The sequence below is a fragment of the Staphylococcus sp. LCT-H4 genome (genome assembly GCF_001866145.1).
Taxonomy (GTDB): domain Bacteria; phylum Bacillota; class Bacilli; order Staphylococcales; family Staphylococcaceae; genus Staphylococcus; species Staphylococcus succinus.
In genome coordinates this window covers 35,887-59,398 of sequence record NZ_MODY01000002.1, presented here as the reverse complement: position 1 = coordinate 59,398, position 23,512 = coordinate 35,887, and the positions used below count along the sequence as shown (strand labels likewise).

Below are 23,512 nucleotides of genomic sequence, written 5' to 3'. Positions count from 1 at the left end.
CTAAGTCCCTAGTATTATAAATACAAACCATAAATTAAAAGTAAGTGAAACTGCGCTGTTTTAGCATAGTTCACTTACTTTTAATTTTAATATCTTAAATCGTGATAATAGTCCATGTTCAAATGAATATTTAGACCATAAGCTTATTGTTAATAATCTGTATTTTTACACTTTCACTTTAATTGATTCACGTTACGCATAATGCGTACTTTTTTATAGCCATGCAAGTCATGAAGTTCTTTATAAGCAGAAAATAGTTGTTCATAGCGACTTACTTTTTGTTGTTCTGGCTCTACTGTATATAAAACTGGCTCTTTCATTGCATCAATCGCTTGATTAAACGTGCGATATGTACCGCCGCTTATCGCGCCTAAAATAGCAGCACCAATAGCAGGCGCATATTCACTATCCATAATAGTAATCGACTTATTTAATACATTCGCGTAGATATCCATAAGTAATTTATTCTTTTTTGGAATACCACCACAAGCAAAAACACGATCGACTTCCATATTCCACTCTTGGTATTGATTCATAATTATCTTTGTTCCAAAAGCAGTTGCTTCCATGTATGCTCGATAAATTTCTTCATGTTTTGTCTGTAATCCTATTCCAAATAAGCAACCTTTTAAATGACTATCGCTTAATACACTGCGATTTCCATTATGCCAGTCTAATGCGATGAGACCACTTTCTCCAGGATATAATCTCTCTGCTTTCTCAGTTAAAAATTCCAATATAGAAATACCGCGTCTATTTGCCTCTATGACGTATTCATATGGTGCTTGTTCGGCTACATATTCAAATAAATCTCCGACAGCTGTTTGCCCTGCTTCATATGCATATAATTCTGGTATAATACCACCTTTAACTGATCCTGAAATACCCGGTACTTTATGTTGCGTTTTACTTAGCATAAGGTGACATGTACTCGTTCCCATAACCATAGTCATCTCTTTTTCTTGAGTTGAGCCAATACCTAATAAACTCGAATGTGCATCAATTATAAATGGACTGACTTGGGTATCTGGAGAAAGCCCCAATTTTCGAGCCATCGTTTCACTAATTGTACCTGCAGACTCTCCTATATTGATGATAGTAGCATCGACTTTTGATCTTATAATTTCAGAAAGTTTATCATCCACTTTGTCGAATAAATCATAATGAAATCCTGATTTTTCTTCCCAAAACGCTTTAAATCCTAAACCACAATTAGACCTAATATTTTGATTTGTTAACTTATTTACTATCCAATCACCAGCCTCCATAATATCAGCTGTCTCAGCCATGATTTCTGGTGCTTTATTATTCACTTCCATTATTTTAGGTATCATCCATTCACTGCTTACATTGAAACCATAGTAACCTAACCATCGCTTTTTTTCCGCTAATGCTGTTTGAAATAACAAATCAGCTTCTGCTTGCGCACCATGATGTTTCCATAATTTCACATAAGCATGGGGATGATTTTGAAATTCTAATTTGTTATGTATTGGTTCCATATGTTCATCAACAAACATAACTGTAGATGAAGTAAAATCAATGCCTATACCGACAATTTCAGAAGGTGCGATATTTGCTTCTTCTAAAATTATTGGAATGCCCGCTTCAATTACTTCCATATAATCATTGGCATTTTGTAATGCATAACTCGATGGTAATTCCCTTCCATTTAGTTCTCCTTCAATTACCCCATGTGAATACCTTTTAATATATTTACTTATAATTTCCCCATTTTCAGTATTTACAAGAAACACGCGTCCCGAACTCGTACCAAAATCTACACCTATACTAAAAGTCATCTTATCACTCCAACTCCACGGCTTATAGAAAACGCTTTCTTAAATATTGATTAATATTATCTCAAAAATAGAGTTGCTTAAACAAGCGAAAGCATTCTAGATCCTTATGGATAATACTAAGCATAGTCAAGTAACGTTGTATCACGTTTCGCCAAACACTATTGAGTTGTCCATCATTGATATAACAAACCACGGTATCCACTAAATCCAATATACACATAGTTCCAAATAATGATTGCTTTAAATATGCTTTATTTCAGGCATCATTAACAGGTTGACAAGTTGTATCAAGATATATAAATAATAGCCGACAGTTCATCTTTTCGAGTCTTGCCCAAATTAAGTCACTGCCAGCTATTTATCACTGTCTCATTCATTTATGTTATGTGAGGCATTATTTATAAATCAATATCAACTAGCCCAAAGCTAATGGTGGCTTATACACCTGAATATGATGAAAATCCACCATCTACTGGTACTACAATGCCTGTGACAAACCCGCTCATATCATAATCCATCAGCCAATATAAAGTACCTAAAATTTCTTCAGGTTCACCAAATCGATTCATAGGCGTTTGCGATAGAATTTTGGCGGCTCGCGCTGAATAAGAGCCATCTTTATTTCTTAATAACGCTTTGTTTTGGTTTGTTTCAAAAAAACCAGGAGCAATGGCATTTACCCGTATTTTACCAGCAAAATACGTGCTTAACCATTGTGTGAAATTGCTTACTGAAGCCTTAGCACCACTATAAGCTGGTATCTTCGTTAGCGGTGTGAATGCATTCATTGAAGATATGTTAATGATTGTACCCTTTTCAGATTCTACGACATCTTTACCAAAGATTTGTGCTGGCAAAAATGTGCCTGAGTAGTTTAATTTAAATACTTTATCAACACCCTCTTCAGTCAAATCAAAGAAAGTATGATCTCCCGTTTCATCATACGTTTCGTCATTAGTAGTCGCATTTGCATCATTACCACCGGCACCATTAATAAGAACTGTGACTTTACCAAACTTATCATTAAAGTTCGCTTTAGCTTGAACGAGTGCTGTCTTATCTAAAACATCTGCTACTAACCTAACCGTTTGTATTCTATCTTTATCAATTTCATCTTGTAGTTGAATCATTTTGTCTTCAGAGCGTCCTAAGATACCCACATTGGCACCTTTAGCAACTAGCGCCCTCACAAACGTAGAACCTATAACGCCAGTCGCACCAGTGATCACTACATTCACATCTTTAAATTGTAACGTCATGATTTACTCACTCCTTCAATTAAACCATTTATATATGTTGCACCTAACGCTCTATCAAATAATCCGTAGCCAGCTTTTCCAGTTTCTCCCCAAATCATACGACCGTGGTCTGGTCTAATTGTTCCTTTAAAATGAATATCTCTTAATGCTTCTGCCACCGCCTTCATATCAACAGAACCATCTTTAGATAAGTGGCCTGTTTCTACAAATGAATATTCATCTAATCGCCTCACATTACGCATGTGTACAAAATGAATATAGTCTCCAAACGTTCTAATCATTGCTGGTAAATCATTTTCTGCAAGTGATCCAAGTGAACCTGTACAGAAACAAATACCATTATGTGTGTCTTTATTAATTGATAACAAACGATGATAACTTTCTTTATTTTTTATAATACGTGGAATTCCAAAAATAGACCACGGTGGATCGTCTGGATGTATAGCTAAATTAATATCATGTTCAATTGCTGTTGGTAAGACACCTTCTAAGAAATATTTTAAGTTATCCCATAATTGATCATCAGACATTTCACGATACGCGGAAATAAGCTGATTCATCTCTTCACGTGTATAACTTTCATCCCAGCCAGGTAAATTTAAATCAGTAGTTAATGGGTCAATGTCTTTAATTTGGTCATGCTTATAAATTAATGTATTTGAACCATCAGCAAATCGATAATCTAATTGGGATCGAGTCCAATCAAATACAGGCATAAAATTATATGTCACAGTTTTTATACCATGCGCTGCTAAATTAGCTAAAGATGTTTTATAGTTTTCTATAAGTACATCACGCTGTGGTGTGCCTAATTTAATTGATTCACTAACAGGTAAGCTTTCTACGACTTCAAATTTTAATCCACTTGTTTCTATAGTTGCTTTTAATTGCGCAATCTTGGATTTTGTCCAAACCTCTCCAACTGGCACATCATATATCGCTGAGACGATGTGTTTCATATCAGGTATTTGTTTAATATATGCTAATGTTACTGGGTCATCTACGCCATACCAACGAAATGATAATTCCATATTTATACCTCCTTAATGCCTTCAATTTTGAATAAATTTAAGGCATTGTTATAACAAATATTTTTCAGCATTGCTTCTACTGTATCTTCAGACAATGCAATTTCACCTTTTTCAATTTTACTTCCAATAAAATTACATAATATTCTTCTGAAATATTCATGTCGCGTATAGGAAATCATGCTTCGCGAGTCTGTTAACATACCTACGAATTGTGACAACAATCCTATATTTCCATAATCTATGAGATGTTGTTCCATGCCCTCTTTAGTATCATTAAACCACCATGCTGCACCTAATTGAATTTTATGTTCACTATTTGTAAAATTACCTGCAGTCGCTTGAACCATCAAATGGTCGTTACCATTATTAGGATAAATAATGGTGTTAGATAATGCGCGATGGTGTTCAAGATGGTTTAACATTGCGTTTAATGCTTTCGCACTCAACTGCTCACCAACACTATCAAAACCACTATCTGCACCAACGAGTTGAAACATTTTCGAATTATTATTTCTAATTGGTCCTAAATGGAATTGTACAACCCAGTCTAGTTCTTTATAGACTTTACTAATTTCTGTTAAAATGTATCCTGCAAGTTCGTATTGCTGTGTTTCTGATATGCTTTGTCCATTTACTAAATCTTCAAAGGCTTGGTTCGCTTTTTCACTTGTCATGATCATTAATGGGATTTTTTCAAAACTCTGATCAGCACTTTTAGCACCCTGTCTGTCAAAATAATATACTCGTGATTTAAGTGCATTAATATAGCTTTCTAAATTATTAATCGTACAATCTGTTACCTTGTCTAGTTGTTCAACTTTATCCTTAACGGATGTGTCGTTTAAAAATATATAACTATCTGGCCTAAATGTAGGACACACTTTAAATGTTACTTTTTTATCTTGATTTAACAATTGATGGTATTTCAATTCATCACATGGATCGTCAGTGGTACATACTACAGAAACATTACTCCGCTTAATCAATGCTTGTGGTGTATGTGTCGACTTTGCTAATGTGCGATTCAAAGATTTATATAGCTTTTTAATATTTACTTGATCTAGATTTGTATCTTGATTAAAATAACGTTTTAATTCTAGCGAACACCAATGGTACATCGGATTACTAGCAGCATAAGGTAACATTTGCATAAATGCTTTAAATTTATCATAATCGTCTGCATTTCCAGTAATATAATCCTCTTCAATACCGTATGCTCTCATTAGACGCCACTTATAATGATCTCCTCCTAACCATAATTGTGTGATATTATCATAATTTTTATTTTCATAAATTTCTTTTGGGTCTAAATGACAGTGAAAATCACAAATCGGTATCTCTTTTACTTTTTTATACAATTTAATAGCTGTTTTACTGTTCAATAAAAAATTATCATTAATTAACGCCATAATTTTTCTCCTTACTATTACTTATTTTAAAATTTATTAGGTGCTACTTTCTTCGGTAGTGTATGCGCTTACAAAATATACCAAAAAATTTTTTCTATCTTCTACACTATTTTATGCCATCACTTTATCGTTTTAATTCCCCAAAATGTGAGGATAATTTTAACACATCATTTTCACTAACAGACAACGCATCTTCAGTTGTTGTATGTTGCATTACAGAACATTTTGTCGCAAAGTCTATCGTTTCTTTCAACCCCCATCGATGAATTAAACCGTGTAAGACCCCTGCCATAAATGCATCGCCTGCACCTATGCGATTAAGTACTGTATAAGTATATGCTTGTCCTTGAATGTAATTTTCATCAGATAATATAATACCTTGGAGCGTACTCTCTTCAATGTCCCTATTACTAGAAGCGATGATTGGTATCTCATATTGATCTTGGATTGTTTTCGCACAAACTTTAATATCATCATCCATTGAATTAATTTCTAATAAATGTGTAGCGTCTTTTTCCCCGAAAAATAATATATCAACTAACGGTAACACTGATTGAATAACTGATACTGCTTCGGATTTTGACCATAAATTACTTCTATAGTTAATATCAAAGACAATGAAAACACCTTGTTGTTTTAATGTTGTAAGTATTTGTACAATTTGATTACGAAAACTCTCATTTACTGCAAGTGTAACACCTGTAAATACAAAATGATCACCACTTTGTATATTCCTATTTAATTCGTTTAATGCTAAGTCCCCGTGTTGGGCAAAGGTAGAATTTTCGCGATCATAAATTATATTGCCACTTCTGAAACCAAAACTTTCTTCCATGTAGTAAGTTCCTATACGTCCGTCCATTTTTTTTACAAATTGCGCACCAACATTTGATTGAACTATTTTTTGTGAAGCAATATTTCCCAATGCATGAGGGGGTAATACTGTAACGATTTCAGTTTGATGACCAAATTGGGCCAATGTTACGAGTGCATTCAGCTCTGTACCACCCACCTTCACACTAAAGTTGTGTGCATCTTTTAATTGTTCATACTGCGGTGGCGTATAGCGTAATAATATTTCACCAAATCCATATATTGTCATTGTTATACCTCACTTTTCAATCCTGAAATATATTGTTCTAATGCTAATTTTCCTTCTTGTGTATAAATTTTAGTGATTTCACTTCCTATTCCTACAGCAAAGCTACCCGCATCTAACCATGCTTTATGGTTATTTTTGCCAATACCGCCTGTTGGTATAATTTCAATTTGAGGTAATGGCCCCTTAAAGTCTTTAAGCGCATTAGGTGAAAACTGTGTTGCTGGGAACAATTTCAATACTTTACAACCAAATTGTAACGATTCAACCATTTCTTTAACTGTCATACAGCCAGGAATATAGGGTACATCATATAAATTAGCGATTTTTGCTGTTTCTTCATCAAAGGAAGGACTGACAATAAACTTAGCGCCGTTTAATATAGCTGTTCTCGCAGATACGCTATCAAGTACAGTGCCTACACCTATTAAAGCATCTTCTCTTTTCGATAATTGTGCAATGATATGCATCGCGTCTGGCGTTGTTAGGGTAACTTCAATAATATTAAGCCCCTGGTCGATAATGATATTAGCAATATCTAAGAATGATTCAGCATGATCTGTACGCATAACTGCAATATGCTGACCTTCATGAATCATTTTCAAGACTTTCGTGGATTTCATATCTTCATCCCCTTATGAGTTATAGTAGTATCTAATTACATTTTTAAAAATAACAACGTTGTTATTTTTAGTCAAAAAAATATTGTATGACTTATCACTATGGTATAATTAATTCTAAATTAAATCAATTAATATCAAGGAGAAGTTTTATGGCTGTGACTTTAAAAGATGTTGCCGAAGCCTGTGGTGTCAGCTATTCCACAGTCAGTAAAGCATTGAAAAATTCTCAACTCGTTAAACCTGAAACGAAACAAATGATTCAACAAAAGGCACTAGAAATGAATTATATTGCCAATCAATCTGCAAGAGCGCTTGTTTCTAAGAAAAGTGGTACCATTGGATTAATATGGCCTTCTGTAGATCGTGTAGCCGTAACACATCTAATATCAGAGATCAATCATGCTATTAAAGCCTTAGGTTATGTCATGTTTGTATCTATTGATGATGTGTCAGTTGCATCAAAGAAATTTGTAGAATTCGGCTGCGATGGTATTGTTATTTTTGATGAAGGAGATCATACAAATTTGCCACCTGAAATTTACAATAATATACCTGTTGTCGCTTATGGTGTAGATAGAGTAACACCTTATCCCATCATTAATGTCAATCACGCTGAAGCGATGATTATGGCTATTAAACGTTTATTAGCGCATGGTGTACAACAAATTGATTATATTGGCGCGGTTGATACTACAGATGTGCGCCAAATCGCTAAAAAAGATGCCGTTTTGCAATATTGTAAGCAACAAAATATCAACCATAGGATTATTGCTTCAAACGGCTTAAACGCCATAGAAGCTGAAGCATCGATTAAAAAATTCCTACAACACGACACACTTGCACCAGGCGTTATTTGTGGGAGCTATGACATTACAGTAGGTACAATTAATGCGATGGGCACAACACAACGACCAATCATTTACTCATATGACAATATACCTCAAATAAAAAAATTGGATTACCCTGTTCACGCAATTGGTGTACCAACAAGTGTTATAGCGCAAGCCATTGTGGATACTTTAGATAAAGTCATTAATGACTTACCAACAGAACAGACTTACCATTTACATCCTACATTACAAGATACGCACTAATCACATTATACACTTGTTTACAATTCAACAAAGCGACTATAACTACATTGGACGGTGTAGTTATAGTCGCTTTATTTGAGAGAGATATTTATCTAGAGGGTTAGTCTAATATCTTATTGTTCTACTTGATTTATAAGTATTTAAAAACATTACATAGAATCATTTAATTATTGTCTTTCACTCATAGCCAACTGACTTTCAAGGCTTATATAGTGTTACTACCTATAATCATGATTCATCTATAGCTCTGAGGTTATCAATATATCATCAACGCGCAAAGGTTCAATGCACCATCTCTAACCTGTGCGTATTTCTAAATATATTGCTTCTTCTCTAAAAGACTCCTTTAGTATCATTCAAATGTTTCAGTTATGAGTCCTGATAGTTAACTTATGTTTGCGATATAAACACACGTATTTACTCTACTATGATATTAATATGCCTCGAAATACTTACTTCATCAATATCTAATGACAATGCATCAGCACTCATAACCCTCTACATTATCTATTATATTACTGTATATTGTATGATTAAAATACATAGTTGGAATATTTTAAATTCCTCAGAGGAATACTTCGAAGCTCTATAATTTTCATATCCATGCTATCGTCTTATGTCATTTAAGAATTTAATCCATTCATCAGTGACATAATTAATATAACTTTCCTTCTTCCAAATCACGCCTAAATTCCACGATACATCTGCTCCATGAAGCGGAACACCAACAACATCTTCACTCAATACGTTCACGATACTTTCCGGTAGTATACTCACGCCTATGCCATCACGTATCATGTTTTCTATGAAAGTGATTTGAGACATCTTAGCTACAGTTTTAGGATGAAACCCCACTTTTCTACAACTTTCTATAATTTGATCTTTTAAATAATAATCATCATGAAACATAACGAAACTTTCTCTCTTTAAATCACCGAGATACACAGATGTATGACTTGCTAATTCAGTATTTTTAGCTACAACAAGCAGTAAATTTTCTTTGTACAATGGAATGGCATGATATATGTCATCATCAACTGGCAATGTCGTGATACCTACATCGATTTCATCATTATTCAAATAAAATTCCACTGCTTTACCACCACCTTCAATCACTTCATAAGTAACATTCGGAAATCTATGATGAAATTGGTTTAGGCTTTCAGTAAATAACCTGACATTCATAATAGCAGAGATACCTATTCGAATATGCCCTCTTTCCAGATTGGTAACGTCACCCATCTCAAGAGACAAATCATCGAGCGCTGCCATGGCTTTTTGACATTTTTCATAAAAAACACGTCCTACATCTGTCAAGACAATACGTTTTTTACTTCGATCAAATAACGTAATATTAAATTCATCTTCTATACTTTTAATATTTTTACTGATTGTAGATTGTGCTATAAATAAGTGTTCTGAAGCTTGAGTCATTCCACCGTTTTTAACGACTTCTACAAAATATTTCATTTGTTTTATTTCCATATGATGCTCCTCAGAATTACTCCATAATCTTCAAATCGAATTTTAAGTAGTGCGTGTTCAAATGTAATCATATTATGCAGCTAACAATTTATTCTATTTGTTTAATCGCAATTTGTGCTGCTTTTGCTATGACTTTATCGTCTGGTGTTCCTTCTTTATCATCTTTTTTAGTATATACTGCGAGGATGATAGGTTTATCGCCTTTTTTAGGATAAATAAATGCAATATCATTTCGAGTCGCATAGGTTGTGCCTTGCCCACTTTTATCTCCTACTAAGTAGTGATTAGGCACACCAGCTTTAATTAATTGGTCTCCCGTCTCATTCTCTATCATCACACGTTTAAGTAATTTTAAATTTTTAGTATCCATTTGATTACTTGTTAACAATTCATTTAATGTGTGGGCTGCCGCTCTTGGTGTTGTTGTATCTGCCGTATTTGTCGGGTCATAGTTGTTTAGGTTAGGTTCCAGTCGTTGCGGGTCTGAGACATGGTCACCCAAATGTTGTAAAGCTGCTTTAAAGGACGAAATGCCACCTATCTCTCCTATAATATAATTATTAGCAGTATTATCACTTTTTAACATCGCTGCTTCTATTAATGCTTTAAGAGTCATTTGCTTCCCTACATATTTTTCCGTTACTGGTGAATATGCCACAATATCTTTTTGCTGAATTTGTATTTTTTTATTTATTTCTTTCTCAGTATAATTATTTAATAAGACGCCGCTAGCTATCGCTTTAAATGTAGATGCATATCCAAACCTTTCATCCGAATGATGCTTAATTTCTTTTCCGCTTTCAGTATTAATCCCATAGACCCCTACTGTCGTGCTATTTTCTTTTTCCAACTGATCGAATTCATTGGCTGAAGCAACTTTAGTACTTAAAGTAGCAACGGATAAACAAATTAATGCACTATATAATATTTTTTTCATGGTACATCCCCTTTTATTTTATTTCCTTCAAAAATAATTTCTTGATTTAAATTCATTATAGTTATCACTACGATAGATTACAATGAATGTTATGTCTTTTTTATCATAGCAAAACCTCCACATTAACTATGATCAATAGTGGAGGTTCAAGCATTGCTATTCACTTTTTGTCGCTTCACTTATTAAGCAATTGTTACTTCCATCAAATTTCCTTTTGGATTAAAGAATGCTGTGTAATTGCCATCATTTGTCTCATAAGTTACATATGTGCCGTCTTCATTACCGAGTTTACCTTCTTCGATGATTTTATTTGAACTGTGTGCATCCTTAAATGTTGCTTTGGATACAGTATTAGGTTTAGTAAAGAAAGTGATTTGTACTACTTCATCATCACTATTAAAACTGACTGAAGTATCATATAGTTCCTTAGTATGATCGAATTCTTTTTTAGCGTCTTGATCTACTTTATAACCATTCATTGTGACATTATCGTATTTTAATGCTCTTACAAAATTATAATCTTGTGTAAATGCTGCATTATAAGTTGTATAACCTTCATATTTATACCACGGAATTTCTGCTTTCAGACTCATACCACTCTTACCGTAACCCCAAGTTGCTTCTTTATTTACTTTTTGCTCCGCTTGCGCCTCATGACCATTCGTTGATACATATGCTGCGGAAGAACCTACGACAAGTGCTGATACAATGGCTGTTGAAGACAATACTTTAACAATTTTGTTCATAGTAAATCACTCCCCATTTTGTAGTATCCCTATTGACTATAAAAACAGCTTATTTAATGCGCTCATTATCTACAAATATGTTACTTTTATTATGAAAATATTTCATTCCCCTTTAATGTATCCGACAAAATCTACTTATCTCATACAGTCCACATGCTTATTGTCATTACACTTACTTTGTACTTTAATTATCTTGGTAAAATAACTAGATTCAATATAATTTTAACAAATTCATGGAAATAGCTATTTTTTGGGGGATTTGATAACTAAATATAGTTGTGTAATATTTCATCTTAATCATACTCCTATTTAGGACAATTGCAAGTTTTTCTTATCTTATTACATCGTTTATATGAAACCGCTTTATTGATTTAAAATATAATTTACTCTAAAATTGATGATTATATCATTTTTTAGGAAGGATGTTTATTTTGATATATATTTTACAAGTAGATTTTTCTATGGAAGGACCTTTTAGTGAAGAAATGGCTCATCAATTTTCAGATTTAGCTAAGTCCATTAATAAAGAACCTGGTTTTTTATGGAAAATATGGACCGAAAATGAATATAGCAAAGAGGCTGGTGGTATCTATGCATTTGAAACTGAGAACGATGCTCAAAACTATCTGACAATGCATTCTAAGCGTCTCGCATCAATAGGTGTAAACGAAGTCAATGCTAAGATATTTACAATTAACGAGACATTAACAAAAATCACGCATGGCCCTATCTTCTAATTTGACCTATTCGATTACTCAAAAATAAGCCTTTCAATAAATCACATTTGCTGATGATTTTGAAAGGCTTATTTCAGTACCAGTTATATCATGTTTTAGATGACTTCATTAGTTTTATTAGATCTATCTAAATAATATCCCCTAGTGATTCTAAGACCTGTACTTTAGTGGAGGTCTTAGAATCATTTTTATCCATATTTAGTATTTATTTCCTCTTAAAAATTCTTCACTTTATTAAATGACTTCCACATAAGCAATATATCTGTAAACTATATCTCTAACTACGTTTGCTGTAATTTTGTCATACGTTCCCCAAACGTTTCAAAGGATATTTTATTTTGAGAAAATTCAGCAACAAGCTGATACATCTTTTCATTTTTAGTATATTCATGTTTATATAAAAGTTGCTCTGCGTATGCTTCTTCTGGCAATGGTACAGTCACATCTCGTTCTTTCGAAAAGGCTACGAAATATCTCATGCCTAATAATCGTTGAGATTGCGCGTTAATATGTATACCATCAGCATTGGCTAACAATTGCTCTCCTGTTACGTAATAACAATTAGACTGTTTTGTCGCTACAGCTATAATTTGCGCGTTAATTTGTGCAAATTCTGTAGCACTTTGACCAAAACCTTCACGCCCTAAATAATCGCCTAATAATCCCATGACAAAAGGTACAGTTGGTACATTTAATCTATCTCTGAAATGTTGTATTAATCGGCTAAGTTTAGGGGCATAATCTTGATACTTACCATCCATACTATCACTTTCACCTTGATGCCATAATATTCCTATAAGTTCACTTGTTTCCATCGCAAACTTTGCTTCTGAAATTGCATGTCTAGTTAAGGGTTGTTCCTCTGCCCAATCGTCTATAGATGTCCCACCATCTGCACATGGAATTAATCCAATCGTTTCCTCTGGGTGTTCATCTAACCATAATTTGGCAAAAGAAGCTGCCGGTCCAATACCTGCTACTGTACGATCACTATGAATAGGTTCATCCATCATTTGCCATCGACCATTTTTCAATACTTGAATTCGCTCATCAATAATCGGCTTCACGTTATCAATAAACCCACGTCCAGCCATATTAGACTGCCCTATAAGTAATATAGATTTCATGCTATGTCCCCCTTTATAAAAACAATAACTTACTAATAATTTAAAAATAACACAACCTATATGATATAGCTATACATAGACTAAATAAAAAAGAGGGCTTACGCTCCCTCTTTTTAGCTTTAAATTATTTATCCTGCTTAACGTCTTTTGTGTCAGGATCAAAATATTGTATTGATTGTCTGCGTAATTGATCTTTATATGTATCTGACTTGCTAAAATCATTTTCATAAAGTGTAGACTCCCAACTACCATACATTGGATTTGGGAAAATAATATATTTCTTACCGAAATCTTTACTATGTTTGTTTACTAATGCTTCTCGGGATAGTTGCGTCGGCTGCTTAGGATCATCAAAGTCTAATAAATTATCTCCAAATAACATGATCAATCTATGGTCCTTTTTAACCGCTTCTCTTCGTGATGCTTTATTTTCATCATTTTTATCTTTAAGCATAATATGTTTATCACTAGCTTGTGGCAAACCTTCTGATTTAAGGTTATGTTTCGTCGCTTTAAAATCTTTTTCTTTATCTCTATCAGAAATATAGTAAATATCAATGCCTTTCTTATCTGCATATTCTAAAAATGATTTCGCTCCGTATACAGGCTTAGCTTGAGCGGATTGAATCCATTCATGCCAACCTTCAGGATAAGGTTGATTATGTAATGCTGCGTATCCTTGATATGGTGAATTATCTAAGACTGTTTCATCAATATCAAGTGCAATGGCTAACTTTTCTTTTCCTTTATGTTTTTTGAGTGCTTCATCTAAATTAGTCTTTGCATTATTATAGCCTTGTAAGTAAAGGGCTTTAGCCTCTGCCGAATTTTGATACCATGCCACTGCCATAATATTTTCAGAACCCAGATTTACCTGTTGTGGTGTTTGTTGAGATGCTTGTGTTAGCACCTCAGTAGTTGCTTGAGCAGTTGATGTGGACGCGAAAGTCATAGCACTAGCTAATGTTAATACTGCTGTATATTTTGTGATTTTATTCAAACATATCACTCCTATTCATTTTTACATCTTAACACTATATTACTACGCTACTTATCAATTTCAATAGCTATTTTTTATTTAAAAAATATAATGTTACTATCTATTTTCAACATATTTTTATTTATCCTTAAATTCAAAAAAACGTTAGGACTTTTTAAATAAGCCCTAACCTATGTTTTATATTTACTTTTGTTGTTCTAGCACTTTTTGATAGAAATAATTGGCAACTGCAATGTCTACAATCGCTACACCTACTGATTTAAATACAGTGATTTCTGATTCAGTTAAACGCCCTTCTATTTTAGATGCTACAATATTTCCTAATTCCCCATGTAAATCTGCTTTAGTGAATATACCTTCTGACACTGGTGTAATGAGGTCACCTGTTTCTTCCATTGCTACATCTACCGCTTCAACTATGACTTTATCTGCCTTGGCAATCGCATGTGATGGCAACTCTTGCATGTCAGGTTTAAATGATCCAACAGCGTTAACATGGACCCCTGGTTCTAATGCGCGATTAAATACGGGGTGCGTAGCATTCGTCGCAGTAACAATCACATCTGCATGCTCAATAGCTTTATCAACATGATCAAATACCTCTACATCTATATTTGTATATTCGCTTTGAACTTGCTTCGCAAAACGAATTGCCTTTTCATATGTGCGATTATAAAATTGGATACGTTTAATATCTCTGACCGCTAATACTGCTTTTATTATGCCTTGGGCTTGATCGCCAGTGCCTATCACACATAATGTTTCGGCATTTTGGCGTGCGAGATATTGCGTTGCTACGCCTGTAATAGCCCCTGTTCGAATTTTAGTTAGATAAGAACCTTCAAGCACCGCTAAAGTTTCTCCTGTTTCATAATCTGATAAAATGACAGAACCTACTATGGTATTTTTACCTGATTTAGCATTATTAGGCGCAACTGTTACTGTTTTTAATCCTACAACTTTTAATTCATCTGATAAGGCCGGCATGACTAAATAACGATTTGCTTCGTTAAATGGTAAAACATATCTCAAAGGCGTATCCGTCTTACCTTCTGAATATGCGCGTAATGATTCTGCAACTACTTCGACAACTTCTTCCATATTTAATAAAGCAGCTTGTTCCTTTTCATCTATAAATAGCATAAGTAGCACCTCTATTCATCATTAGTTTCTTTAAACATATCAGCCATAACATACTTTAAGTTCACTTATGATTGTCTGTTCATAATTATTCTATGCGTTCATTATTGAGCTGTATAACCACCGTCAATTAAGATTGCTTGCCCTGTCACACTTTTTGCGCCATCACTACATAAGAATAACGCATAGTCTGCAACATCTTGTATGTCGATGAGTTGTTTTTGTGGGATTAATGGAAATAATACTTCTTCTAATACCTGTTCAGAAGACACGCCTCTATGGCTGGCCAAATCTTCCATCTGATTGCGTACAAGTGGTGTATCGATGTATCCTGGACAAAGGGCATTAACAGTAATGCCTTCTGTTGCTGTTTCCAGTGCTGCTACTTTCGTCAATCCAATGATTCCATGTTTTGCACTATTATAAGCAGCTTTGCCAGCGAAACCGATGACTCCATTAATAGATGACATATTTAATATTCGACCATATCCTTGTTCTTTCATAATAGGTAAAACATGTTTTGTCCCGATAAAGCTGCCAGTAAGCATGATATCAACCATTTGTCGAAATTTTTCTGTAGAAAATGATTCGATAGGAGTCACATGTTGTAAACCAGCATTATTAAATAGTATATCTAAACGGCCATAGTGCCTCATTGTTTCTTCTATCATTTGTGCCATTTCATTTTCCTCTGTAACGTCAACTTCTATAGCTATACAATCAAAGCCTTGTATCTTTAATTGCGCTACTTCTTGGTTTAACTTATCTTTATCTAGATCCGCTAAGACTACTTTTGCACCTTTATTTAAAAAGGCTTTTGCTATCCCTAAACCTATCCCACTTGCAGCTCCAGTCATAATCATTACCTTATCTTCTACCATTATTCCACCTACTTTAAATGATTTTCAAAGCGTGCATTTGTATGTGCTTCAACTTGTTCTAACGTTACACCAGGTTGTAATTCTACAAGCTTCATCACGCTATTTTCAAATTGAAATACAGCTAAATCTGTAATTAGTGTGTTTACTACGCCTACTCCTGTTAGAGGAAGTTCACATTGCGATTTAATTTTAGAATCACCATGCTTATTCATATGATCCATGATTACTACAACTTTCTTGGCTCCAACAACTAAATCCATAGCGCCTCCCATACCCTTAACTAATTTACCTGGAATCATGTAATTAGCTAAATCTGCTGTTTCTGATACTTCCATTCCACCTAAAATAGCTAAATCAATATGTCCGCCACGAATCATAGCAAAGGATTCAGCATTATCAAAATAAGAAGCGCCTTTCGCTGCTGTTACAGTTTCTTTTCCTGCATTAATAAGGTTTGGATCTACTTCTGCATCAGTAGGATATGGACCGATACCTAACAAACCATTTTCAGATTGAAAGAATACATTTTCTACATGGTCGTTCATCTCATTAGCTACAAGAGTGGGCATTCCAATACCTAAATTAATTACCATATTACTTTTAATCTCTTGTGCTGCACGCTGAATAATATTTTTACGCTTTATATGTTTATCCATGAACATCCTCCTTAACCGTACGCTTTTCAATTCTTTTTTCAAATTTTTCTCCTAAATAGATATAGTCTACATATACACCTGACATATGTACTTCATCTGGATCAATATCGCCTAATTCCACTAATTCTTCAACTTCAACTACTGTAGTTTTAGCAGCCATCGCACATAATGGATTGAAATTGCGTGCTGTTTTTTCAAATACTAAATTACCAAAAGTGTCTGCCTTCTGTGCTTTAACTATTCCAAAATCTCCCTTAATAGCCCGTTCCATAATATACATTTCACCATCAAATTCACGTGCTTCTTTGCCTTCAGCAATAAGCGTTCCCACACCAGTTTGTGTATAAAAGGCCGGAATACCTGCACCACCCGCACGTAATTTTTCAGCTAAAGTTCCTTGAGGCGTTAACTCTACATCTAACGTTCCATTTATTAATTGTTGTTCAAATATTTTATTTTCACCTACATAAGAACTTATCATTTTATTAATCTGTTGTTTCTCTAATAAACGTCCTAAACCAAAATCATCTACGCCACAGTTATTACTAACAACAGTAAGGTATTTCGTACCTTTCATACGTATCGCTTCTATCGCATGTTCAGGTATGCCACATAAGCCAAACCCCCCAGCTAATACTGTCATACCATCATTTAAACCATCAAACGCCATATTTATATCTTCTATTACTTTCGACATAATAACCCTCGTTTCATCTTAAGTTTTTAATACCTAGTACTAAATCTGATTATACTTGAAAACGGAATTGAATTCTTTAAATCATACTTTTGCTTATTTCCACAAAAGTGGTTAGGACGATGTATCACTATCTATTTTGCTGATAATGTGCCAATCGAGGAATAGTATCAAGGATTACAAGACTTGAGTCTTTTAACTAAGAGAGTAAATGCTCAAACACATTCTCAAAATCGCTCTACTTTGAAAATAACCATAAAAAAGCACACCTCCCTTTTAAAGGGAGGTGTGCTTTTTAAGTGCAGTACTTTATGTCACAATCTTTATATCATGTTAACGCCATCATAAGCATTGCTATCAATGATTTAAGCTATTTCAATTTGGAAACGGCGTATTACTGTACCATCTTCTAATGTAGATGGCTCAATTTCTTCTCCACCATTATGCTTAATTACTGCTACTGAAGCTTCATTCTCTTTATCACATGTGACTAATGCTTCTTGAACACCTATTCTTGATAGATAGTCTAGTGATTTTTTTAAAAGTTTATTACCGTAACCTTTGCCACGATATTTCTTTCGAATGCCGTAGCCAACATGGCCGCCTACTGTTTTTAGTTTGTCATTTAAATTATGACGAATATTTGCAGCACCAATGATTTCATCATCATCGATTAAAAATAACGTCGTATTATCCACGGTTTCATCATGTGATTTATTATCTGCTAATTCATGTACTAATTCTTCAAAATCATTATACTTAGTAATGTTTGTTATAGCAGGAACTATTTTTTCATCGTGATCAATCCACTCACCCATATAATCACAATATAACGATTCGTCACCCATTGTTAATTCTCTAAATTCAACCATGTTGACACTCCTTTCCTTTACAAATACTCATTTAATGTATTGTTGTGTGTATTAAGATAGTATACATATTGATCCGTCCACGAACCATTTTCAAATATAAATCCTTTTCGTATACATTCAAATTGAAAGCCTAATTTCTCTATTAAATGTAACGACTGTGGATTATCTAAATTGATATGCGCTTCAATCCTATGAAATTGCAAAGTATCTCGTGCTTGTTTAACTAATTCTGTTAATGCTTCAAAAGCATATCCTTGGCGCCAAAATTGATTGTGTATAAAGTATCCCATTTCGCCCCATTGAAAGTTATCTCTGCTCAAGTTCTTAATATCTAACATGCCTATATGCTGCTTTGATACTTTATCAAATATACCAAAGATGTATAAATCGTCTGCTTTAATCTCTTGTCGTTGACGTTCTACAAGCGCAGCAAACCACGGCTCTGTTGCTTCGGACATATCAATGTGACCTCTGTCATGTTTGTGTTGCGATGGCTTACGGTTTACAAAACCACCAAGCCATGATTCGTAATCATTTTCTTCCAACGGTCTAATGATAAGACGTTGTGTAGTGAAATGCAACCTTAAATTTTTAGTCATTTAAAATCCCCTTCAAGCACAAACTTATTATACAAACTATAACACCATTTATTAGTAAATTATAGGCTTTAACATATCCTTCATCTCTCTTCGTAGAATTTTACATAGCTATATTTTATGTATTTATACGTCTTGTTCCGCTTTGCGTTAAATTTATGTATATGGGTATATATATTATATGAAAGCATTATCATTTGAAGCTCGTACTTCTTTATTTAGATTTTGCCTTTAGCATAAAATCACCTCTATTAAACGTAGGATGAGCGGATTTTTTATATTAAGGAGGTTGTTACTATGAATAGTAATACATCTAAATTACTCTTCACCTTTTTCGGAATTTTAGCATGGTTATCAACGATGATATTATTTATTTTGCCTATTTTAACACCTTACCAAAAGCATATCGAAAGTCAAAGTGGTTTATCTACAAATTGGGTTGTTGTATTACTGGTATTAATTACACTTTTTTATATTGGGATTTTAGTACTTGATATTTATAGTACAACGGCTACTCAAATCATGCAGTTTGTGCTATTAACTGTAGTTGTTGTATGTGCCCTGCCTTCTATTGCAGCGTTTATAATCATTTCATTTGTTGTTGATATTAGCATCATCGAAATATTTATACCAATTATACTGCTGATTTTAGCAATCATGATTCATATCTTATGGTTTGCTATTCCATTTATGCAAAATAAAGAAAAACAAGAAGACTTAAAAAACAAACGCAAAAAGTTAACAAGCTAGTTAGTGTATCATAACTAAGTCATTATCAAGCATGCTATATCTAGGTTAGGCATTCATACTTTCAAAACCATGTTGGCCATTTTATGCCTCATGGTTTTTGTTTATCGTTTTTACTATTTATTTTTATATCATTTTGAATTTTCAAGATAATATCCTCTTCACTCATTTCTGATGTAATAACTTTTTCATGATTTAAGCCTAAAAAGTCGTTAGCAACAAACCACTCAGCCAGTTTTTCTTCATCAAAATCAGTTTCTTTTTTCATTAGATGCCTGCGTACAGTTTCTTTGAAAGACAAATCAAAATAGTAAGCATATGTTTCTATACCTTCATATTCTATTAATCCCCTTAACATATCTCCATATTTTTTCTTATTTAGAATCCCTTCTAAAATCACATAATCACAATGTATAAAACCGTATAAAGTTATTGTCTCAATTAATTGAATAGCCATATTGTTTGGTCTATCACGCACATTTAACATGTGTCTGCGAACCATATCTTGCTCTATTAATAAGACACGTCCTCCTACTACATTGCGTAAATTTCTTGCAATAACCGTCTTGCCACTGCCAGAATTACCTCTAATAATAATGAATTTCGTCATTAATACACTCCCACTATTATGAAAAAAAGCCCGAAGACAGTTAAGCCTCGAACTTTTTTGTATTTAAATTGGTCTTTTCATATAAGCATTATATGCTCTATGCTTATATTGTACCTAACTCTTTTCCAACTCTTTCAAAAGCAGTGATAGCTTGATCTAACATTTCTTTCGTATGCGCTGCAGTTGGCATGTTACGCACGCGCCCTGTGCCTTTAGGAACTGTTGGGAATACGATAGATTTCACGTATACGCCTTCATCTTTTAAGCGACGGCTAAATTCTTGAGTTTCTTTCTCATCACCAATAATAACAGGCGTGATTGGTGATTCTGAGTTACCGATATCAAACCCTAATGATTTTAGTCCAGCTTTTAAATAATTGCCATTTTCCCAAAGTTTATCATGTAACTCTGTAGAAGCCATTAATTTTTTAACTGCTTCTGTAATAGCTTTAGTATCTCCAGGAGCTAATGATGTTGAAAATAAGAACGGTCTTGATTGGGCTTTTAACCAATCAATTAATGATTGTGTACCTGCTACATAACCTCCAACAACACCAATTGCTTTAGATAAAGTACCAATTTGGAAATCAATTTTATCTTGTAAACCAAAGTGTTTTACAGTGCCTGCACCGTTACCCATAACACCTGAACCATGTGCATCATCTACATATGTTATCAAACCAAATTCTTCAGCAATTTCAACGATTTCTGGTAATTTAGCAATATCTCCATCCATACTAAATACACCATCTGTGATATACATAACTTTATTATATTCACCTGATTCTACTGCTGCTTTTGCTTTAGCTCTCAAATCTTCCATATCAGAATGATTCACACGAATAATTTTTGCTTTAGATAAACGGCACCCATCAATAATTGAAGCATGGTTAAGTTCATCAGAAAGAATAGCATCATTTTTATTCATTACCGCAGAAATTGCGGCCATATTACAATTAAAACCTGATTGATACGCTACTGCTGCTTCTGTACCTTTAAATTTCGCAAGTGTTTCTTCTAATTCATCATGTAAATCTAAAGTACCATTAATTGAGCGTACTGCACCTGCGCCTACACCATGCGTATCAATTGCGTCTTTAGCAGCTTGCTTTAAATCTTCATCTGTTGCTAGTCCTAAATAATTATTTGATGACAAGTTAATATAACTTTTCCCGTTGATTTTAATTTCAGCGCTATTTGCGCCTTCAATCGTATCAATTTCATTATATAAACCGTTATCTTTTAAATATTGAATATTTTCATCTAAAAAGCCATGTAGTGATTGAACCACTGCAAGTCCCCCTTTGAATTGTCTTTGTGTTTAATCTAATCATAACCTATTTTGATATTTGAGGAAAGTAGAATAACATTTGAGAAGAAAGCCTTTCCTTTGATTCTATTTAAGAATCCGATTTGTCTCTACAGTTAAGTAATTTTAAATGGTATACTAATTAAAAAGTATAAGGAAGAAGGGTTGACGTTGTTTGATTGGTTTCAACTAGCAAATGACAAAGAAAATACAATGGTGCAAGTACGCCGTTATTTACATCAATATCCTGAATTATCATTTGAAGAACATCATACACACGACTACATTATGAATCAATTGAGTCAATTGTCATGCGAAGTGCGCTCGCCTGTTGGACGCAATGGAATAGTAGCAACTTTTACAGGTCGTGGCGATGGACCAACAATCGCTTTACGTGCTGATTTTGATGCACTACCTATTGATGAATTGAATGATGTTTCATACAAATCTAAAAATGCTGGTGTAATGCATGCTTGTGGACATGATGGTCATACTGCTATCTTACTTGGCGTCGCAGAAATTATAGAATCCCACTTACAATCACTAAATGGCAATGTAGTACTTATATTCCAATATGGTGAAGAAATTATGCCTGGTGGCTCACAAGAAATGATTGATGACGGCTGTTTGCAAGATGTAGATAGAATATATGGTAATCACCTGTGGAGCGGTTATCCAACTGGTACGATTTATTCCCGCTCAGGCCCAATGATGGCATCACCAGATGAATTTAACATTACCATACATGGTAAGGGCGGACACGGTGCAAAACCTCATGAAACCATCGATCCGGTCGTAATTATGGCTGAATTTATTATGAGTGCACAAAAAATCGTTTCACGTACGATTGACCCTGTAAAACAAGCAGTAGTAAGTTTTGGTATGATTCAAGCAGGCTCTGCAGATAATGTTATACCAGATTCAGCAATTTGTAGAGGTACTGTGCGTACATTTGATACAGAAATTCAAAATCACGTTATGACGAAACTCGATAAAATATTACAAGGCTTATCACTCGCAAATGATATCACATATTCTATGGACTATATTAAAGGTTACTTACCTGTAAACAATAATCCTTATTGTTCAGATGTCATTAAACAAGCAGCGAATGATATTAACCTTCGCTACAATGAATCAGAACTAATGATGGTTGGTGAAGACTTTTCACATTATTTGAAAGTACGTCCAGGCGCGTTCTTTTTAACGGGTTGTGGCAATTCAGAAAAAGGCACAGACTATCCTCACCATAGTCCTAAGTTTGATATTGATGAAAAAGCGATGAAATATGCAGTAAGTGAATTTTTAAAAATATTAGAATTAGAGAACGTTTTTATAGAACCTAAACAATAAAAATTTCATCATATTTTAATTTAAAAAAGCAAAGCACTCAATGAGTGCTTTGCTTTTTTATTCAAGTTATTTTAATCACTCATCTGTAAAGATGACCTAACATCCTTGTTTTAAACTTACATATTGCTTTCGCTATTTCATTATTAAAACTAAGTTCTATAGTTTTTTGGCTTGGGTTTACAATAGCCTTTGCTATTGCATTAAGGGCACCTAACCTCTATAGAACTCTCATTTTATTAAAGCAGAGTTCTATAGAGATAAGGTGCCCTATAAAAAAAGGAGTCCCCCAAAGGAGACTCCAAAAA

Annotated in this window: 23 protein-coding genes; 4 read left to right on the top strand and 19 right to left on the bottom strand. The window is 33.9% G+C overall.

Features of this window, described 5'->3' with window-relative positions:
- Positions 1-173: 173 nt before the first annotated feature.
- From BK821_RS05185 to eda, 6 genes are all read right to left on the bottom strand, one after another.
- The gene (locus BK821_RS05185) at positions 174-1,802 is read right to left on the bottom strand and encodes a ribulokinase (RefSeq protein WP_071331374.1); all 1,629 of its coding nucleotides are present in this window, start codon (positions 1,800-1,802) and stop codon (positions 174-176) included.
- A 437-nt stretch (positions 1,803-2,239) separates the two neighbouring features.
- A complete protein-coding gene (locus BK821_RS05180; RefSeq protein WP_046837731.1) occupies positions 2,240-3,061 on the bottom strand; it encodes an SDR family oxidoreductase in 822 nt (273 codons plus the stop codon).
- Complete coding sequence (locus tag BK821_RS05175; protein WP_046837730.1) at positions 3,058-4,092, bottom strand: mannonate dehydratase; 1,035 nt, start codon at positions 4,090-4,092, stop codon at positions 3,058-3,060. The genes BK821_RS05180 and BK821_RS05175 overlap by 4 nt, the downstream gene beginning before the upstream one ends.
- A 2-nt stretch (positions 4,093-4,094) precedes the next feature.
- Positions 4,095-5,501 carry a glucuronate isomerase gene (uxaC, locus tag BK821_RS05170; protein ID WP_071331373.1) on the bottom strand — a complete coding sequence of 469 codons (1,407 nt, stop codon included), beginning with the start codon at positions 5,499-5,501 and terminating at the stop codon, positions 4,095-4,097.
- A 124-nt stretch (positions 5,502-5,625) separates the two neighbouring features.
- Positions 5,626-6,603: a sugar kinase gene (locus BK821_RS05165; protein ID WP_071331372.1), complete on the bottom strand. Its 978-nt coding sequence runs from the start codon at positions 6,601-6,603 to the stop codon at positions 5,626-5,628.
- Between the two features lie 2 nt (positions 6,604-6,605).
- Complete coding sequence (gene eda / locus BK821_RS05160) at positions 6,606-7,223, bottom strand: bifunctional 4-hydroxy-2-oxoglutarate aldolase/2-dehydro-3-deoxy-phosphogluconate aldolase (protein WP_046837727.1); 618 nt, start codon at positions 7,221-7,223, stop codon at positions 6,606-6,608.
- Positions 7,224-7,372: 149 nt separating this feature from the next.
- On the opposite strand from eda, the gene BK821_RS05155 reads away from it, so the two are divergent.
- Entirely contained in the window at positions 7,373-8,317 is a 945-nt protein-coding gene (locus tag BK821_RS05155) for a LacI family DNA-binding transcriptional regulator (protein ID WP_046837726.1), read from the top strand.
- A gap of 606 nt (positions 8,318-8,923) precedes the next feature.
- Here the strand turns inward: BK821_RS05155 and cidR are convergent.
- The 3 genes from cidR to isaB all read right to left on the bottom strand — a co-directional run bounded on the left by cidR (position 8,924) and on the right by isaB (position 11,485).
- Positions 8,924-9,802 carry a cidABC operon transcriptional activator CidR gene (gene cidR / locus BK821_RS05150; protein WP_046837725.1) on the bottom strand — a complete coding sequence of 293 codons (879 nt, stop codon included), beginning with the start codon at positions 9,800-9,802 and terminating at the stop codon, positions 8,924-8,926.
- A gap of 88 nt (positions 9,803-9,890) precedes the next feature.
- A complete protein-coding gene (bla, locus tag BK821_RS05145) occupies positions 9,891-10,739 on the bottom strand; it encodes a class A beta-lactamase (protein WP_046837724.1) in 849 nt (282 codons plus the stop codon).
- Positions 10,740-10,921: 182 nt separating this feature from the next.
- Positions 10,922-11,485: an immunodominant staphylococcal antigen IsaB family protein gene (gene isaB, locus BK821_RS05140; protein ID WP_046837723.1), complete on the bottom strand. Its 564-nt coding sequence runs from the start codon at positions 11,483-11,485 to the stop codon at positions 10,922-10,924.
- Positions 11,486-11,916: 431 nt separating this feature from the next.
- Here isaB and BK821_RS05135 point away from each other — a divergent pair, with 431 nt between their 5' ends.
- Positions 11,917-12,222 (top strand): monooxygenase, encoded by a 306-nt coding sequence (locus BK821_RS05135; protein WP_046837722.1) that lies wholly within the window; start codon positions 11,917-11,919, stop codon positions 12,220-12,222.
- A 281-nt stretch (positions 12,223-12,503) separates the two neighbouring features.
- On the opposite strand, the gene BK821_RS05130 is transcribed toward BK821_RS05135, so the two are convergent.
- From BK821_RS05130 to BK821_RS05095, 8 genes are all read right to left on the bottom strand, one after another.
- Positions 12,504-13,349, bottom strand: coding sequence for a sialate O-acetylesterase (locus BK821_RS05130; RefSeq protein ID WP_046837721.1), 846 nt, complete (start codon positions 13,347-13,349; stop codon positions 12,504-12,506).
- Between the two features lie 124 nt (positions 13,350-13,473).
- Complete coding sequence (locus BK821_RS05125; protein ID WP_071331371.1) at positions 13,474-14,349, bottom strand: 5'-nucleotidase, lipoprotein e(P4) family; 876 nt, start codon at positions 14,347-14,349, stop codon at positions 13,474-13,476.
- Between the two features lie 183 nt (positions 14,350-14,532).
- The gene (locus BK821_RS05120; RefSeq protein ID WP_071331370.1) at positions 14,533-15,492 is read right to left on the bottom strand and encodes an ornithine cyclodeaminase family protein; all 960 of its coding nucleotides are present in this window, start codon (positions 15,490-15,492) and stop codon (positions 14,533-14,535) included.
- A 101-nt stretch (positions 15,493-15,593) separates the two neighbouring features.
- A complete protein-coding gene (locus tag BK821_RS05115) occupies positions 15,594-16,370 on the bottom strand; it encodes a 3-hydroxybutyrate dehydrogenase (protein WP_071331369.1) in 777 nt (258 codons plus the stop codon).
- 8 nt (positions 16,371-16,378) lie between these two features.
- Positions 16,379-17,026: a 3-oxoacid CoA-transferase subunit B gene (locus tag BK821_RS05110; protein WP_071331368.1), complete on the bottom strand. Its 648-nt coding sequence runs from the start codon at positions 17,024-17,026 to the stop codon at positions 16,379-16,381.
- Complete coding sequence (locus tag BK821_RS05105; protein WP_046837716.1) at positions 17,019-17,723, bottom strand: CoA transferase subunit A; 705 nt, start codon at positions 17,721-17,723, stop codon at positions 17,019-17,021. Before BK821_RS05105 ends, BK821_RS05110 begins: the two co-directional genes overlap by 8 nt.
- Before the next feature lie 362 nt (positions 17,724-18,085).
- Positions 18,086-18,592 (bottom strand): GNAT family N-acetyltransferase, encoded by a 507-nt coding sequence (locus tag BK821_RS05100; protein ID WP_071331367.1) that lies wholly within the window; start codon positions 18,590-18,592, stop codon positions 18,086-18,088.
- A 17-nt stretch (positions 18,593-18,609) separates the two neighbouring features.
- Complete coding sequence (locus BK821_RS05095; RefSeq protein WP_046837714.1) at positions 18,610-19,191, bottom strand: GNAT family N-acetyltransferase; 582 nt, start codon at positions 19,189-19,191, stop codon at positions 18,610-18,612.
- A 294-nt stretch (positions 19,192-19,485) separates the two neighbouring features.
- Between BK821_RS05095 and BK821_RS05090 the strand changes: the two genes are divergently transcribed.
- On the top strand, positions 19,486-19,938 hold the full coding sequence (locus tag BK821_RS05090; RefSeq protein ID WP_071331366.1) for a hypothetical protein: 453 nt from the start codon (positions 19,486-19,488) through the stop codon (positions 19,936-19,938).
- A gap of 88 nt (positions 19,939-20,026) precedes the next feature.
- Here the strand turns inward: BK821_RS05090 and BK821_RS05085 are convergent, their stop codons facing one another.
- Together BK821_RS05085 and BK821_RS05080 are read right to left on the bottom strand one after the other, a co-directional pair.
- Positions 20,027-20,545, bottom strand: a complete 519-nt coding sequence (locus tag BK821_RS05085; RefSeq protein WP_046837712.1) for a P-loop NTPase family protein — start codon at positions 20,543-20,545, stop codon at positions 20,027-20,029.
- 103 nt (positions 20,546-20,648) lie between these two features.
- Positions 20,649-21,836: a glycine C-acetyltransferase gene (locus BK821_RS05080; protein WP_046837711.1), complete on the bottom strand. Its 1,188-nt coding sequence runs from the start codon at positions 21,834-21,836 to the stop codon at positions 20,649-20,651.
- Between the two features lie 189 nt (positions 21,837-22,025).
- Between BK821_RS05080 and BK821_RS05075 the strand changes: the two genes are divergently transcribed.
- The gene (locus BK821_RS05075; RefSeq protein WP_046837710.1) at positions 22,026-23,207 is read left to right on the top strand and encodes a M20 family metallopeptidase; all 1,182 of its coding nucleotides are present in this window, start codon (positions 22,026-22,028) and stop codon (positions 23,205-23,207) included.
- The last annotated feature ends 305 nt before the right edge of the window (positions 23,208-23,512 follow it).